The following is a 14,873-nucleotide window of genomic DNA, read 5'->3' on the forward strand; positions in this document are numbered from 1 at the left end:
ATGTGACGCTACCCCATATAGAAATTAACGATTCTACACCCTAAAATGTTATTTAATCAAAAAAACATCTCGAATTTGAGATATTTCGCTTGCTTTTTAATCACTTGAGATGTAAAGTGATAGTAACGAAAGCAAATGAGTCATATGAAAAACATACACTCAGTTGTTTTCGTCTTACACAGTAAAATAATTTATGAATGAATTCTATCAATGCAGCTTATTTAGTAAAAAACTATGACTAAGCTATAAAAACATAATGAGAATAAATTGAAAAGCTAAGAAGTATATTATTTTTTTAGTTATCACTTGACTAGTAAAATGAAATGGAGGAATCACCGATGTATGAAATTAAAGGGCATCATCACATTTCAATGGTTACGAAAAATGCAAATGAAAATAATCACTTTTATAAAAACGTGCTTGGTTTACGCCGTGTGAAAATGACGGTAAATCAAGATGATCCGTCAATGTATCACTTATTTTACGGAGATAAAACAGGAAGCCCAGGTACGGAATTATCATTTTTTGAAATTCCTTTAGTAGGAAAAACATATCGTGGTACAAATGCAATTACTCGAATTGGATTACTCGTTCCTTCAGAGGACAGTTTGCCTTACTGGAAAGCACGATTTGAGGAATTTGATGTGAAACATAGTGAAATGACAACATATGCAAATCGTCCTGCTTTGAAATTTGAGGATGCTGAAGGTCTTCGTTTCGTGCTACTCGTTTCAAATGGGGAAAAAGTTACGCATTGGGAAACGTGGGAGAAATCGGAAGTTCCTGCTGAACATCAAATTCAAGGAATGGGTTCTGTGGAAATGACAGTGCGTAGACTTGATAAAATGGCGAGTACACTTACAGAGATGTTTGGTTATACAGAGGTTAGCCGAAATGACGAAGAAGCAATTTTTCAGTCTATCAAAGGAGAAGCCTTTGGAGAAATAGTTGTGAAATATTTGGACGGTCCTTCTGAAAAACCGGGGCGCGGTAGTATTCACCATTTAGCAATTCGTGTGAAAAACAGTGCAGAGCTTGCCTATTGGGAAGAACAGGTGAAACAAAGAGGTTTCCATTCTTCAGGAATTATCGACCGTTTCTATTTTAAAAGCTTATATTTCCGTGAATCAAACGGAATCCTTTTTGAAATTGCGACAGATGGACCAGGATTTACAGTAGATGGAGATGTGGAGCATCTAGGAGAAAAACTTGATTTACCGCCGTTCTTAGAAGATCAGCGAGAAGAAATTGAAGCGAATTTAGCTCCGATTGAAGAGAAGTAATAGAAGAAAAAATACAACTTTAACATATAAATGAAAACTATTGGAGGAATATAAAATGAACCAATTAAAAGGAATACACCACGTTACAGCGATTACAAGTAGTGCAGAAAAGAACTATGAATTTTTCACTCATGTTTTAGGAATGCGTCTCGTTAAAAAAACAGTAAACCAAGATGATATTCAAACGTATCATTTATTCTTTGCAGATGATAAAGGTAGTGCCGGAACAGATATGACATTCTTTGACTTCCCAGGTGTTCCAAAAGGAGTACACGGTACAAATGAAATTTCAAAAACTTCATTCCGCGTTCCAACTGATGCAGCATTAGCATATTGGGTGAAACGTTTTGACCGCCTTGAAGTGGAACATACAGGAATTAAAGAGCAATTCGGTAAGAAAACTCTTTCTTTCGTTGACTTTGATGATCAACACTATCAATTAATCTCTGACGAATTGGATAAAGGGATAGAATCAGGTACACCGTGGCAAAACGGTCCAGTTCCATTAGAATATGCAATTACTGGATTAGGACCTGTATTTATTCGTATCGCGAACTTTAGTTATTTCAAAGAAGTACTAGAAAAAGTTCTATTATTTAAAGAGATTGCTCAAGAAGGAGAATTCTATTTGTTTGAAGTAAACGAAGGTGGAAATGGTGCCTCTGTCATTGTAGAACATAATACGGTTCTTCCTGAAGCACAACAAGGTTTTGGTACAGTGCACCATGCTGCATTCCGCGTAGAGGATCGAGCTGTATTAGAAGAGTGGATTGAGCGACTAAGTCGAGTTGGACTCCCTTCATCTGGTTATGTAAATCGTCACTTCTTTGAGTCATTATACGCAAGAGTTGCGCCGCAAATTTTATTCGAGTTTGCAACAGATGGCCCTGGTTTTATGGGAGATGAGCCATATGAAACGCTTGGAGAGAAATTATCTTTACCTCCGTTCTTAGAGCCAAAGCGTGAAGAAATCGAAAAATTAGTTCGTCCGATTGATACAGTGAGAAGTACTAAGGAATTTATTAAAGAGTAAAAATAGAGATAATAAGTAGAAGAGCAAGTAGTTTTAGCGAATCGCTGGAACTGCTTGTTTTTTTATCATTAAAATAATTGACTTACTTTTAATGCGTAACTATAATGGTTACATAACAACCATCGGTAATAGCAGTGAGTAATATTTTTTTAGTATAATTGTAACTATTTCAGTTACAATTAAAATTAATCATAAAACAACCAAAAAATGTAAAAACTTTAAATAGCAACATGAGAAAGGAGACGGGGATTTTGAAACGGTTTAAGTTTTATATGATTAGCGGTATTGTGCTCGTTTTTTTAGTAGTATGTAACTTCGTCGATAAGCCGATTGCGAAGGTTGAAGAAGTGAAGGATACTGTTATGATGAAGATAAATACGAAAGAGAAGATGGCGCAGATTGATGGACAGACGATTTATTTTAAGCAAATTGGTGAGGGAAAACCGCCTTTACTTATGCTTCATGGGTTTGGTGGTTCTTCAGATGGGTTTAGTGATATTTATCCGGAACTCGCGGGAGATCATACGATTATCGCTGTTGATATTTTAGGGTTTGGGCGTTCTTCTAAGCCGGTTGATTTTCAGTATTCGTTTCCTGCGCAAGTGAATTTATATTATAAGTTAATGAAGAAACTTGGATATGATCAGTTTGCGGTACTTGGTCATTCGATGGGGGGAGAGATGTCCCTTAATTTAGCGTATCTATATCCGGACGCGGTTACCCATCTCGTTTTAGCGGATTCTACAGGGATTGAATCTTTCCAGCAAAAAGAAAGTTATGAAGTGACGCCACTATCGACGGACTTACAAACTGTAACAGAGATTACGGATTATAATAAAAATGAAGTGAAAAATAGTCGCGATGATAAAAAGCATTATGATCAGCTTACGAAAATGAGAGAGCGCCGCATTGCGATGGAAGCGGATAAAATTAAGGTGCCGACTTTAATTATTTGGGGTAGGCACGATAAGAGCGTTCCTTGGAATAATGGTGAGCTGTATCATCAGTTATTTGCAAATAGTACGTTTCATATCATTGAAAAAGGATACCACGCACCGTTCCGTCAAGAGCCAATCGAGTTTATGGAATATGTACAAGCGTTCTTCGCGGAGAATCCACAATGAAATTTTAAGCATAAATCCACTTCTTTCCTCATAAAGTGAAACTAATAAGGCTTGTCTAAGGAAAGGGATGAACGAAAGTGGAAATTTTACCATGGTGGATTTATCTTGTAATCATTGGGATTGTATTGAGTGGCTACATGGTTTTATATACTTCGAAAAAAGAGCAAGAGATGGATAACGATTTTATCGAAAAAGAAGGCGAAGTATATATGAAGCGCTTAGAAGAAGAACGAGAGAAACGGAATCAGGATAGTGATAAAGATTCGGTTTTATTATAATTATGGGAGAGTGGATAACATCTTGTTATCCACTTTTTTATTTCCGGAAATATATCAACGATTCGACATGGAATATCAATTTATTGGCGCAAAAAGACAAGGAGAAACAGGCCTTTTCCCGATTCAACTCAATAGTCACAGTAACCATCCAAAGCCCAATTCATACACTATGATGGAGGCTTTTTACTTCATAATCGGATGAAAAAGGAGCGTTACGATGAAAAAACGTACTGTTAATGAAGTGGGAGGGAGTATACCACAACCAATCCGTAGTGATGGAGCAGGTGCGATTGATTCTGGGCCGCGTAATGTTATGCGGGATATTCAAAATCCGAATATGCTCGTGCCGCCTATTACGGATGCGGGATTAGTTCCTAACTTGAAATTTTCGTTCTCAGACACTTCTATGATCTTAAAACAAGGTGGGTGGTCTCGGGAGATTACTGTTCGGGAACTTCCGGTTTCGACTACGATTGCTGGGGTAAATATGAGCTTAACAGCCGGTGGGGTGCGTGAACTTCATTGGCATAAGGAAGCGGAATGGGCGTATATGCTTTTAGGACGGGCACGAATAACTGCAGTTGATCAAAATGGACGGAATTTTATTGCTGATGTTGGTCCGGGGGATCTTTGGTATTTCCCACCTGGAATTCCGCATTCCATCCAAGGATTGGAACATTGTGAATTTCTACTCGCATTCGATAATGGACACTTTTCTGATTTATCTACCTTAGCTATTTCCGACTGGTTTGCACATACGCCAAAAGAAGTTCTATCGGCTAACTTCGGAGTACCAGAGAGTGCTTTTAACTCCATTCCTTCAGATCAAGTTTATATTTATCAAGGAGAGGTGCCGGGTTCGCTTGAGAGCCAGGAAGTTCAGTCGCCAGAAGGAGAAGTTCCTTTAACGTTTAAACATGAACTGTTAAAACAAAAACCGATTAAGACACCTGGTGGTAGCGTTCGAATTGTAGATTCTACGAATTTCCCTATTTCAAAAACAATCGCAGCAGCGCTCGTTGAAATTGAGCCTGGTGGAATGAGAGAGCTTCATTGGCACCCGAATAATGATGAGTGGCAATATTATCTTACCGGGCAAGCGAGAATGACGGTGTTTCTTGGAAATGGTACAGCTCGTACATTTGATTATAGAGCTGGTGATGTCGGATATGTACCGTTTGCGACTGGACACTATATTCAAAACACAGGCAATGAAACATTATGGTTTTTAGAGATGTTTAAAAGTAACCGTTTTGAAGATGTATCGTTAAATCAATGGATGGCACTGACTCCTAAAGAAATAGTGGAAAGTAATGTACATGTTGGCCCGCAATTGATGGATTCTTTACGTAAAGAAAAGTGGCCTGTTGTGAAATATCCGGGTTTTTCTTATAAACCGAAAACGGATGAGTAAACATGGATATATGCGTTATTCTTTCTGGAGAACGATAGGAAGGAATGGCGTATTTTTTATGTCTAGTCCTGTCTTTACTAGTATTCGTTATTTGTATTATTGTTCGGGAAATTATTATAGAAGAAAAACATATGAAATCTGCATGACATAGAGTATGAAATGGCGCCATTATAAGGTGTAACGCACAAGTTGCACAGGCTATGCAACGATAACTAGCTTTACTCTTCATCATTTATTTGACCATACTAGACGTAGAGAGGTGATAAACACAGTATGATTTTTAGTGAACGTTTAAAAGAAGAAAGGGAAAAAAGAAATTGGTCGCAAAATGATTTGGCTGAAAAAATTCATGTAAGCAGGCAGTCTGTTTCGAAATGGGAGACGGGAAAGAACTATCCGAGCATTGAAATTATTATTCATTTAAGTGATCTGTTCGGTATTACAATTGATGAGTTATTGAGGAGTGATGAAGAGTTGACACAGAAGGTAATTGAAGATAGTAAACAATTAGCGTATCCAAAATGGAAGGTGTTTTTTGATAGTCTATTCATGCTGGGAGTATTTTTGTTTATTACAAAAATCGTTGTATGGATGGTAAATAAGTTTGCAGGAGCAAGCATTACAATTGTAGCAGACGCACCATATGTAATGAATTTTTTACCCCTCATATTAATGGTTATAGGTGGTACGGTTTCTGATAAGTTGAAGAAAATATATAGATAAGAGAAAGATTTGTAAGAAATCCCCTACACTAGCTGTTCTTTTCACTTAAATTGTGTACTATAAAGGATAGGATGATATAAAGAAGGGGACATTTAGAATGGAATTTCATGAACAGAAGATATTGCCGGCAGTGAGGCAAATTAAAGATTTGGAAAAGCTATTACATAGTTCGTATGAGTATATTGTTATTTTAGATATTCATGTTGGTCAATTGAAGAGTGTTGTGTCACTCGCGAAGCAGCATAATAAAAAAGTATTTTTACATGTTGATTTGATCCATGGATTACAAAGTGATGGGCATGCGACGGAGTTTTTATGCCAAGAATATAAACCGTACGGGTTATTATCGACAAAGGCGAGCGTAATTATGAAGGCGAAGCAAAAAGGTGTCGTCTCCATTCAACGCATCTTTTTAATTGATTCTAGCGCAATGGAAAAGAGCTGTAATTTACTAGAAAAGACGAAGCCGGATTATATAGAGGTGCTTCCTGGTGCGTTAACGGGTGTCATTGCTGAGGTGAAAGAGCGTACAGGTGTACCGATTTTAGCAGGTGGTTTTATTCGAACTGTAGAAGACGTTGAAAGAGCGTTAAATGCTGGTGCGACAGCAATTACGACATCGAAAAAAGAATTATGGAAACATTACCAAAAAAAGTGACGGAAATGTGAAATAATTCTGTTGACACCGCTTTCATTAGAGGTTAACATTATAGACAAGTTAATAAACGTGACGGAGAAAAGAAGAGATCCACATTTTATTGTTTCTATATATTATATAGAAGCATGTAAGCTGTGGATCTTTTTCTTTTGAAAAAAAAACGAATGGCCATTCATTTTACCTCTATCGCATTTGAAAACGTTAAAATTGATAGTGGAGGGATACTATGTCAGCATTTTTAGGAGAGTTAATAGGGACTGCGTTGTTAATCTTACTTGGTGGCGGTGTTTGCGCTGGTGTAAGTTTAAAGAAATCGTTTGCGAAAGATTCTGGTTGGATTGTAATTACAATGGGCTGGGGCTTAGCGGTAGCGATGGCAGCGTATGCAGTTGGATCAATTAGTGGGGCACATTTGAATCCGGCTTTAACGATAGGACTTGCTTTTAAGGGAGCGTTCCCATGGAGTGACGTACCTATGTATATCGCAGCACAAATGATTGGGGCAATTATCGGGGCAGTTCTCGTATATTTACATTACTTACCACACTGGAAAGAAACAGAAGATCCAGGAACAAAGTTAGGCGTATTTGCAACAGGTCCAGCAATTCCGAACACATTTACAAACCTTTTAAGTGAAATGATTGGAACATTCGTTTTAGTATTTGGTATATTAGCAATTGGAGCAAATAAATTTGCAGATGGTTTAAATCCATTTATCGTAGGTTTCTTAATTGTAAGTATTGGTTTATCATTAGGTGGAACAACAGGATACGCAATCAACCCGGCTCGTGATTTAGGCCCGCGTATTGCACACTTCTTCCTTCCGATTGCAGGAAAGGGCGGTTCAAACTGGAAGTATGCATGGATTCCAGTAGTTGGTCCGATTCTAGGTGGATCACTTGCAGGATTATTCCATCAAGTTGTATTTGAAGGAAAACAAAATTCAGCACTTATTTATGTGATTATTGCAACTGTGATTGTACTAGCAATCTCTTATATGACAAGTAAAAAAAGTGAAACTACTACAAATAGTAGAAAAGTAGCATAGGGGGAAACTGATATGAAAAAATATATTCTTTCATTAGACCAAGGAACAACAAGCTCACGCGCAATTCTTTTCAATAAAGAAGGAAAAATCGTTCATTCAGCTCAAAAAGAGTTTACGCAACATTTTCCAAAGCCAGGCTGGGTTGAGCATAATGCACAAGAAATTTGGGGATCTATTTTAGCAGTTATCGCAACTTGCTTAAGCGAAGCAGATGTGAAGCCAGAACAAATCGCTGGTATCGGTATTACGAACCAACGTGAAACAGCGGTTGTATGGGATAAAACGACTGGAAAACCAATTTATAACGCAATCGTATGGCAATCTCGTCAAACAGTTGAAATTTGTGATGAGTTAAAAGAAAAAGGTTATAGCGAGATGGTTCGCGAAAAAACAGGTCTTTTAATTGATGCATACTTCTCTGGTACGAAAGTAAAATGGATTTTAGACAACGTTGAAGGTGCAAGAGAAAAAGCGGAAAACGGCGAGTTATTATTCGGAACAATTGATACATGGCTTGTATGGAAATTGTCTGGCGGGAAAGCGCACGTAACAGATTACTCAAATGCATCACGTACATTAATGTTTAACATTCACGACTTACAGTGGGATGATAAACTTCTAGACATGTTAACAGTACCAAAGAGCATGCTTCCAGAAGTACGTCAATCATCTGAAATATATGGAGAAACAATTGATTACCACTTCTTCGGTCAAAATGTACCGATTGCAGGTGTAGCTGGTGACCAGCAAGCAGCATTATTTGGACAAGCTTGTTTCGGTGAAGGTATGGCGAAGAACACTTACGGAACTGGTTGCTTCATGTTAATGAACACAGGCGAAAAAGCAGTAGCTTCTGAGCATGGCCTATTAACAACAATTGCATGGGGTTTAGATGGTAAAGTGAATTACGCATTAGAAGGAAGTATTTTCGTAGCAGGTTCTGCAATTCAGTGGTTACGTGACGGAATGCGCATGTTTAAAGATGCGAGTGAGAGTGAAGTGTATGCTAGCCGTGTTGAATCAACTGAAGGTGTATACATAGTACCAGCATTCGTAGGATTAGGTACACCGTACTGGGATAGTGAAGTACGCGGCGCTATGTTTGGTGTAACGCGCGGTACGACGAAGGAGCATTTCATTCGTGCAACGCTAGAATCTTTAGCATACCAAACGAAAGATGTACTATGCGCGATGGAAGCAGATTCAGGTATTGAACTGAATACATTACGTGTTGATGGCGGGGCAGTTAAGAATAACTTCTTAATGCAGTTCCAAAGCGATATGTTAGACGTTCCTGTAGAGCGTCCAGTAATCAGTGAAACGACAGCATTAGGCGCAGCATACTTAGCTGGTCTTGCGGTTGGGTATTGGAAAAACCAAGATGAAATTAAAGCGCAGTGGAATATGGATAAACGCTTTACACCGGCAATGGAAGCGGAAACAAGCGAAGAGCTATATGCTGGATGGAAAAAGGCAATTGAAGCAACTAAAGCTTTCAAATAATCATAAACAGTGTTATAATGATGACAAGTTAATAATTCGGTAGGAGATTTGGAGAGACCACAACACGCTATAGAGGCGAAATCTATAGCGGAGTTCGTGGTCTCTTTTTTCGTTATCAAAGGGAGGAATTACCATGAAATTTTCAAGTAAACAACGTAAAGACGTATTAAACGGAGTAAATAAACAAGAGTTAGATGTGATCGTAATTGGTGGAGGTATTACTGGTTCTGGTATTGCATTAGATGGGGCAACACGCGGTTTATCAACAATTGTGTTTGAAATGCAGGACTTTGCAGCAGGTACATCAAGTCGTTCAACGAAACTTGTACACGGCGGTTTACGTTATTTAAAACAACTTGAAGTGAAAATGGTAGCAGAGGTGGGGAAAGAGCGTGCGATCGTATATGAGAACGGTCCCCATGTAACAACACCGGAGTGGATGTTACTTCCGTTCCATACAGGCGGCACGTTCGGGTCATTTAGTACATCAATTGGTCTTCGTGTATACGACTTCTTAGCAGGTGTAAAACGAAGCGAGCGCAGAAAGATGTTTAACCGTGAAGAAACGCTAAATAAAGAGCCTCTTGTAAAACAAGAAGGATTAAAAGGTGGCGGTTACTACGTAGAATATCGTACAGACGATGCGCGTCTTACAATTGAAGTAATGAAAGAAGCGATTGAACACGGTGCGAAAGCTGTTAACTACGCAAAAGTAGACAGTTTCTTATATAAAGATGGAAAAGTATGCGGTGTACGTGTAATCGATTTACTAGACGGAGAAGTGTACGAAGTTTACGGTAAGAAAATTGTAAATGCAGCTGGTCCTTGGGTAGATACACTTCGTGAAAAAGATAACTCTAAAAAAGGGAAAGTACTTCAATTATCAAAAGGTGTGCATTTAGTAATTGACCAAAAACGTTTCCCATTAGGGCAAGCGATTTACTTTGATACACCAGATAAACGTATGGTGTTCGCGATTCCTCGCGAAGGAAAAACGTACGTAGGTACAACAGATACGTTCTATGACAAAGACGCAGCTGTACCGCACATGACAACAGAAGATCGCACATATATCATTAATGCGATTAACTACATGTTCCCAAGCGTGAAAATTACAGAAAAAGATGTGGAGTCAAGCTGGGCTGGTGTACGTCCGTTAATTTATGAAGAAGGTAAGAATGCATCTGAAATTTCTCGTAAAGATGAAATTTGGACTTCTGAATCTGGTTTAATTACAATCGCAGGTGGTAAATTAACAGGATACCGCAAAATGGCTGAAATGGTAGTAGACTACGTAACGAATCTATTACAAAAAGAAGGTCATAGTGCATACCAGAAGAGCGATACGAAACATATGCCAATCTCTGGTGGTCATGTAAGTGGTTCACACGGATTCTCAGCATTTATCGCGAAAAAAGCAGGAGAAGGTACGAAATACGGTTTAACAACAGCTCAAGCTGAAGAATTCGCGAAATTCTACGGCTCTAACGTTGACGTACTGTTCGGCCTAGCGAAAAAACATAAAGACGAAGCGAAAGAATACAACATGCCGCTAGACGTTCTAATCCCGCTTGTATACGCAATGGATTACGAAATGACAGCAAAACCAGTTGACTTCTTCGTACGCCGCAGAGGCGCTGTATTCTTCAACATCCACTGGGTATATGAGTGGAAAGAAGCAGTAATCAACTACATGGCTGCAAAACTTGGCTGGAGCAAAGAAGAGCAAATGAAATACACAGCTGAACTAGAAAAAGCATTAACAGATGCTGTAATTCCTGTAGATCAACAAGAGCAGGCAGCTGCGTTAGCGTAAAATAGAGAACCACCTGAAGGGGAGCCTTTAGGTGGTTTTTTTATGGGCTATTCAGATGTTTGTGGATTCATTATATGACGTTTCTAGGGTGGGGCGTTTGAATCATAGCCATCTTTATAAGGGTGAAATTATTAAGAACGTAGAGATTGAATTGGATGATTATATGTGGGAATGTATCAATCCTAATATGGGCGGATGAAAATCAAACAAAAGTGTTAGTTAAATTAAAAAAGCAGTTAGCTTTTGCTAGCTGCTTCACTCCCTGGAGAGTGTCCGTTATATAATTTAGATAAAGATACTAGCTATTAAAAATACAGCTCCTATCAAAATTAGAGAATCAAATAAAATCAAGAACTGGCTTCTCTGTGGCTTTCGAAATTCCTTTATTAAGCTAAAAACCGCACTCATTCCGAAACAGATGTATAACAAAATCATTATTGTTTTTGACACACTTAACACTCCTAATATATTGATAATTTAATTATACAATGAAAAACAGATGCATGTAAGTTTTTGACAAAATTCTTATTTGGAGTGATTTTATAAATAGAATTTAATAAAAAACCCCTATCCTTAATAAGGATAGGGAAATGGTATAACAGCTTTTAGGAAGCTTATATTTAATATACTAAAAGAGTAAAAAAATGTATTTATGTAAAATTTGGTAATTGGTGTTGGTGAAATGAAAACAAAATCGTTGTTTGAGAGAAAGGCAAAATAATGGGATTAAGAGAAGTGTATGTAATGGTTATTAAGCATCAATTGGAATTATTGGTTGATGAAAAAGGATGGGATATTCCACGAGACAAATTCGATGTAATTGCGGAAGCGATGGCAAATGACCCGCAATTTACAGATAATCTACTTAATTTTACGGATGATTAATTTGAAACATTTGCAGACAACTACTGGGACGGATTTTAAAACAAAAATGCTATTTTAGTAGGAAGGGGAGAATATGAAGCCGAGAGTTAGACCATGATGGCATGTATAAAACTTGAAATAAAGGTTTAACAAATCGGTATGGACATTGCCAACCGTTTTTTTTTTTATGAATTTATAAAACTTTTCCATACAGTGCGTCGTCTAATATATGGGAAGGAGGAAATAATGTGGATGAATTAACGGTAGAAGCGTTTGAAGTAGAAGATAAGGAGGACCTTATCGATGAAATAATGAACAAGTATGGACAAGAAGTCTTACAGCTTGTGTATTCATATGTGAATAACAAAGAGGTTGCGGAGGATTTAACGCAAGATATATTTGTGAAATGCTATAAATCTCTTCATACATACAAAGGGAAATCAAATGTGAAAACGTGGTTGTGGAGAATTGCCATTAATCATTGTAAGGACTATTTAAAAAGTTGGTATAACAAAAAGGTCATCGTTACAGAAGATGAATCTACTTTTATGGGGAGTCAAAAAGAAAGTGTTGAACAAACGGTTATTCAAAATGCAGAGGACCATAGGTTGGCTTCTGCAGTAATGAATTTACCGATAAAATATCGAGAAGTCATTTATCTATTTTATTATGAAGAATTATCAATTAAAGATATTGCTATTGTAATAGAAGTGAAGGAGAACACAATAAAAACAAGACTAAAAAAAGCTAAGGAACTTTTGAAGAAAGGATTGGAGGAATAATCAAATGGAAGATCGGTTAAAAGGCTTGCGAAAATCAATGGAGAACACAACTTTTAAACATTTGAGTTTTTCTGATCAGCATCGAAAGCGGGTACGTGAAAAAATCAATCAATCGTCCGAAAAGGAAGAAGATATCCTTTTAGCAGTGTTGCAACTTCTTATGAATGAAAAAACAGGGTACGAACTGGCGCAGCTATTGCGAGGGAGAGGAATTCAAAAATTCGAAGGAAATGAAGGTTTTTTATACACCTTATTACATCGATTAGAACAGAACCGTTTTATCCAATCTAGCTGGGATCATGCAGGGGCGAAATATTATCAATTAAATGATAAAGGAAGAAAGATGCTACGAAAGGCAGAGAAAGATTCTACAAAGGCACGGTTTATATTAAAAGGCTTAGTACAGGAGTGATGCGAAATTGAATGAAAAAGGGGAGCGTTTTTTAAAAGAAGTTACTAATCATATTAAATCAAAAGAAGCAAAGAGCTTCGTAGCAACTGAACTAGATTTTCACTTAAAACAGGCGAAGAACACATGGATAGAAAGAGGATTAAGTGAGGAAGTCGCTGAAAATAAAGCTGTGGAACAAATGGGAAGTCCGATTAAACTTGGCCGGGAACTTAACAAACTGCATAAGCCAAAGGTTGATTGGTTCCTTATTATTTTATTAGTAGCTGCTATGGGGCTAGGATTTTTGCCGGTTATAGCTTTTGGATATATGAATGATCTACTAATGAATAAGGTGATATCTGTTATTCTCGGTATTGCAACAGCTGTAGGGATGATGCTGATCGATTATCGGAAGTTAGAGAGATTTGGATGGTTGTTTTATACAATTGGGGTACTGATCTTGTTAATGCTATATTGTTTTCCGAACGCTTGGATAACTGGGGAACCAATAATAAAAATTGGTCCTATTGCAATTGATCGTTTAATGGCAGTACCGTTCTTTTTTCTAGCTTGGGCTTCTTTTTTCAATAACAATAGATTGAAAGTTAGGTATCTTGTAGTGCTGTATTTATTTTCTTTGTATTTATTCTTAATTGGCGCAGCTTTTTCAGTGATTTTTATTTATATCACGATGGTATTCGTTATGCTTTGGTGGAGTAAGTTAGGAAAGAAAACGGCATTAATTATTACAATTGTACCAATTTGTTTATTGATTATAAGGGCGTCTTTTTCCTGGCCCTCAGTAAAAGGATATCATTTGGATAGATTTTTAGGGTATTTGAATCCAGAGCGTGATGCACATGGCGCAGGATTTATGTATATACGTTTAAAAGAGGTAATGTCGTCAGCAGGTTGGTTTGGTACATATGGAGATGTAAAGCTCATCCCTAATCCAGATACTGATTTTGTATTTGCAAGTTTGACTTATTATTATGGATATGTGCTTGCACTGGTCCTTGTCTTAATTCTTTCTCTTTTTGTAGCAAGATTAATGGTCATATCTTATAAAATAAATGATCGATATGGTAAATTGCTTCTCGTGGGAGGAATGATTCTTTTTGTAGTTCAGTTCATTTATAACGTGGGCATGATTCTAGGCCTATTACCGATTGCTGCTATATCCTTACCTTTTATTAGTTATGGATTAACACCAACTGTATTTCATGCACTATTAATAGGAGTCGTGTTAAGTGTTTATCGACGTAAAGATCTTTCATTTAGAAGAAAAGAAACACCTTGATGATTATATAAGTTGTTTGTAAAAGAATTCAGTAGTATGTAGAGGGTTATGAAAAATAACCCTCTTTTTATGTTGAAATAAGTGAACTCGCTTCAATAGAGGTACATAATTCAGAACGAGAAAGTGTTTCGGCTAATTGTTGTAAATATAAGTGCTCTTCCGCGTCTTTTTCGGAAGTGTTAGGATCTAATAAAGGTGAAGATAGAAGTACATCAAGCGTAAGTATGTCTGCATCATGAGAAGTGATGTTATAACCTGCAAAAACAGGTCGTTTTAAGTCTTTTACTTTTTGAATCATCTTATGGAAATTCGTAACACTTATATTGATATGGGCTAATGGAAAGCATTTTTGGTTAGGATTCTCGATGGTTTTTCTAATTTTATAGTCATAAACGTAATAGTACTTTTCTTGTTCTTCTAGTTCTTGTAACTTTCTCGTTAATAAGTGGTATTCGTCTGTAAGTCCAGTTGTGAGAGCATCGTGTTCTGTGCCAACTAATAAAGTGAATGGTCTTGGTGATGAAATTGAAATGGTGCGGACGTTTAGGTCGATAAAAGTGGGATTAGATTGTAAAATGGTATGTAATTTTTGGGCAGGAAACACGCCATCATAAATAGCGATAAAATAATGATTCATCTTTTCACTCCTTAATTTT

The 14,873-nt window shown here is 37.2% G+C and carries 15 protein-coding genes; 14 read left to right on the plus strand and 1 reads right to left on the minus strand.

Annotated elements, in window-relative coordinates; genetic code table 11:
- Positions 1-338: 338 nt before the first annotated feature.
- The 14 genes from MHB76_RS05210 (at position 339) to MHB76_RS05275 (ending at position 14,217) form a co-directional block, all read left to right on the plus strand.
- Complete coding sequence (locus MHB76_RS05210; RefSeq protein WP_078174802.1) at positions 339-1,283, plus strand: ring-cleaving dioxygenase; 945 nt, start codon at positions 339-341, stop codon at positions 1,281-1,283.
- A gap of 55 nt (positions 1,284-1,338) precedes the next feature.
- Positions 1,339-2,316 (plus strand): ring-cleaving dioxygenase, encoded by a 978-nt coding sequence (locus tag MHB76_RS05215; protein WP_002159024.1) that lies wholly within the window; start codon positions 1,339-1,341, stop codon positions 2,314-2,316.
- A 251-nt stretch (positions 2,317-2,567) separates the two neighbouring features.
- Complete coding sequence (locus tag MHB76_RS05220) at positions 2,568-3,440, plus strand: alpha/beta fold hydrolase (RefSeq protein ID WP_016104075.1); 873 nt, start codon at positions 2,568-2,570, stop codon at positions 3,438-3,440.
- Between the two features lie 77 nt (positions 3,441-3,517).
- Positions 3,518-3,718 carry a sporulation YhaL family protein gene (locus tag MHB76_RS05225; protein WP_002064098.1) on the plus strand — a complete coding sequence of 67 codons (201 nt, stop codon included), beginning with the start codon at positions 3,518-3,520 and terminating at the stop codon, positions 3,716-3,718.
- A gap of 217 nt (positions 3,719-3,935) precedes the next feature.
- Positions 3,936-5,132: an oxalate decarboxylase family bicupin gene (locus tag MHB76_RS05230; RefSeq protein WP_078174801.1), complete on the plus strand. Its 1,197-nt coding sequence runs from the start codon at positions 3,936-3,938 to the stop codon at positions 5,130-5,132.
- A 273-nt stretch (positions 5,133-5,405) separates the two neighbouring features.
- Positions 5,406-5,855, plus strand: a complete 450-nt coding sequence (locus MHB76_RS05235) for a helix-turn-helix domain-containing protein (RefSeq protein ID WP_078174800.1) — start codon at positions 5,406-5,408, stop codon at positions 5,853-5,855.
- Positions 5,856-5,952: 97 nt separating this feature from the next.
- On the plus strand, positions 5,953-6,513 hold the full coding sequence (gene glpP, locus MHB76_RS05240) for a glycerol uptake operon antiterminator GlpP (protein WP_000394293.1): 561 nt from the start codon (positions 5,953-5,955) through the stop codon (positions 6,511-6,513).
- A 226-nt stretch (positions 6,514-6,739) separates the two neighbouring features.
- Positions 6,740-7,561: a glycerol uptake facilitator protein GlpF gene (glpF, locus tag MHB76_RS05245; protein WP_002159020.1), complete on the plus strand. Its 822-nt coding sequence runs from the start codon at positions 6,740-6,742 to the stop codon at positions 7,559-7,561.
- Positions 7,562-7,573: 12 nt separating this feature from the next.
- Positions 7,574-9,064, plus strand: coding sequence for a glycerol kinase GlpK (glpK, locus tag MHB76_RS05250; RefSeq protein ID WP_002159019.1), 1,491 nt, complete (start codon positions 7,574-7,576; stop codon positions 9,062-9,064).
- A gap of 133 nt (positions 9,065-9,197) precedes the next feature.
- Complete coding sequence (glpD, locus tag MHB76_RS05255) at positions 9,198-10,880, plus strand: aerobic glycerol-3-phosphate dehydrogenase (protein WP_078174799.1); 1,683 nt, start codon at positions 9,198-9,200, stop codon at positions 10,878-10,880.
- A gap of 720 nt (positions 10,881-11,600) precedes the next feature.
- The gene (locus MHB76_RS05260) at positions 11,601-11,765 is read left to right on the plus strand and encodes a hypothetical protein (RefSeq protein ID WP_176108031.1); all 165 of its coding nucleotides are present in this window, start codon (positions 11,601-11,603) and stop codon (positions 11,763-11,765) included.
- A 227-nt stretch (positions 11,766-11,992) separates the two neighbouring features.
- Positions 11,993-12,526 (plus strand): sigma-70 family RNA polymerase sigma factor, encoded by a 534-nt coding sequence (locus MHB76_RS05265; RefSeq protein WP_078174798.1) that lies wholly within the window; start codon positions 11,993-11,995, stop codon positions 12,524-12,526.
- Positions 12,527-12,530: 4 nt separating this feature from the next.
- Positions 12,531-12,938 (plus strand): PadR family transcriptional regulator, encoded by a 408-nt coding sequence (locus MHB76_RS05270; protein WP_078174797.1) that lies wholly within the window; start codon positions 12,531-12,533, stop codon positions 12,936-12,938.
- Positions 12,939-12,945: 7 nt separating this feature from the next.
- Entirely contained in the window at positions 12,946-14,217 is a 1,272-nt protein-coding gene (locus tag MHB76_RS05275) for an FtsW/RodA/SpoVE family cell cycle protein (RefSeq protein ID WP_078174796.1), read from the plus strand.
- 67 nt (positions 14,218-14,284) lie between these two features.
- On the opposite strand, the gene MHB76_RS05280 is transcribed toward MHB76_RS05275, so the two are convergent.
- Positions 14,285-14,854 carry a hypothetical protein gene (locus MHB76_RS05280; RefSeq protein WP_016104084.1) on the minus strand — a complete coding sequence of 190 codons (570 nt, stop codon included), beginning with the start codon at positions 14,852-14,854 and terminating at the stop codon, positions 14,285-14,287.
- Positions 14,855-14,873: the final 19 nt, after the last annotated feature.

Source organism: Bacillus sp. FSL M7-1345, assembly GCF_038006985.1.
Taxonomy (GTDB): domain Bacteria; phylum Bacillota; class Bacilli; order Bacillales; family Bacillaceae_G; genus Bacillus_A; species Bacillus_A cereus_U.